Genomic DNA, 1,649 nt, shown 5'->3' with positions numbered 1-1,649 from the left:
ATGCTGCCCATTGGTGCCAGGTTCGCCCCAATAGATCGGCCCTGTCTGGTAATCGACTTTCGTGCCGCCAAGCGTGACGTGCTTGCCGTTGCTTTCCATTGTCAGTTGCTGCAGATAGGCAGGAAAGCGCTTGAGATATTGCTCGTAGGGCAGAACCGCGACCGTCTGCGCCTCGAAAAAGTTGTTGTACCAAACTGCGAGCAGGCCCATCAGCGCCGGCAGGTTCTCACCGAACGGCGCGGTGCGGAAGTGGTGATCCATGTCGTGGAAGCCCGACAGCATCGCGTGGAAATTCTCCGCGCCGATGGCGAGCATGGTGGACAGGCCAATCGCTGAATCCATGGAATAGCGGCCGCCGTCCCAATCCCACATGCCAAACATCTGATTTGTGTCGATGCCGAATTCCGCGACCCCTTCGGTATTGGTCGAGACGGCGACGAAATGCCGGGCCACCGCCTGCTGGTCGCCCAGATTGTGCAGTATCCACTGACGTGCGGCGTGGGCGTTGGTCAGCGTTTCCAACGTCCGAAACGTCTTCGAGCAGATGATGAACAGCGTTTCCTCAGGATTCAGGTCCCGCGTCGCCTCCACGAAGTCGGTACCGTCGATGTTCGAGATGAAGCGGAAAATCATGTCGCGCCGGCTGTAGTGGCGCAGCGCTTCATAGGCCATGACCGGCCCGAGGTCCGAGCCGCCGATGCCGATATTGATGACGTTTCGGATCGGCAGGCCAGTATGGCCGCGCCATGCGCCGCTGTGAATCCTGCCCGTGAAGTCGGCCATCTTGCCGAGCACCGCGTGGACTTCCGGCACAACGTCGATACCGTCGACTAAAATTCGCTCGCCAATAGGCGCGCGCAGGGCCGTATGAAGCACCGCGCGCCGCTCGGTCACATTAATCTTCTGACCGCTGAACATTGCTTCGAGGCGCTCACGCAACCCGCAGGCCTCGGCAAGTTCAATGAGTAGCTGGACCGTATCGGCCGTGATGCGGTTTTTCGAATAGTCGAGATAAAGTCCGCAGGCGTCGATGGCGAAACGCTTGCCACGCTGGGGATAATCGGCGAAGAGCTGTCGCAGATGCAAAGGGCGCACTTCCTGGCAATGCGCCAGCAACGCCTGCCATGCTGGAAGTTCGGCGAGTGGCAACGTCCTGGCCGCGAGAGGCGCGCTCATCATCCGGTGGCCGAACCGTGGCGATGTAACTGCTCGCTCTTCGAGGCAATCACCGCCATCAGATCGGCCCATGATTTGGTGAAGGATTGCGCGCCTTCCAACTGGAGCTGCGCGGCAAGCGCCTGAATGTCGACGCCAGCTTCTGCGAAGTCGGCAAGAACGGCTTCGCTTTTGCCACCGTCCTCCCGCATGACGCCGTTCACCGCCCCCTCTTTCGAAAATGCATGAAGTGTCTTCTCCGGAATGGTGTTGATGGTGTCCGGTGCGGCGAGCGCTTCGATGTAATAGGATTGCGGAAGCTGCGGATCCTTGGTCCCGGTGCTCGCCCATAGCAGACGCTGGGAAAGTGCGCCGGCATCGGCCAGCTTGCGCCATCCGGTAGAGGCAAGCCGCTCCCGGTAGGCTTTATAGACTTGCCCGGATATGGCGATACCGAGACGGTTCCGCAGCGCGGGGCTAACCTTATCCATGAC

Annotated in this window: 2 protein-coding genes; both read right to left on the bottom strand. The window is 60.2% G+C overall.

Annotated elements, in window-relative coordinates:
- The coding region (gene pgi / locus EN935_RS35010) for a glucose-6-phosphate isomerase (protein ID WP_127374172.1) at positions 1 to 1,176 on the bottom strand (1,176 nt) is incomplete at its 3' end.
- A partial coding sequence (locus EN935_RS35005; protein WP_281040395.1) for a transaldolase family protein occupies positions 1,176 to 1,649 on the bottom strand: 474 nt, incomplete at its 5' end. The genes pgi and EN935_RS35005, both read right to left, overlap by 1 nt.

Source organism: Mesorhizobium sp. M7D.F.Ca.US.004.03.1.1, from assembly GCF_003998635.1.
Classification (GTDB): domain Bacteria; phylum Pseudomonadota; class Alphaproteobacteria; order Rhizobiales; family Rhizobiaceae; genus Mesorhizobium; species Mesorhizobium loti.
This window is presented reverse-complemented; position numbering and strand designations above follow the sequence as displayed.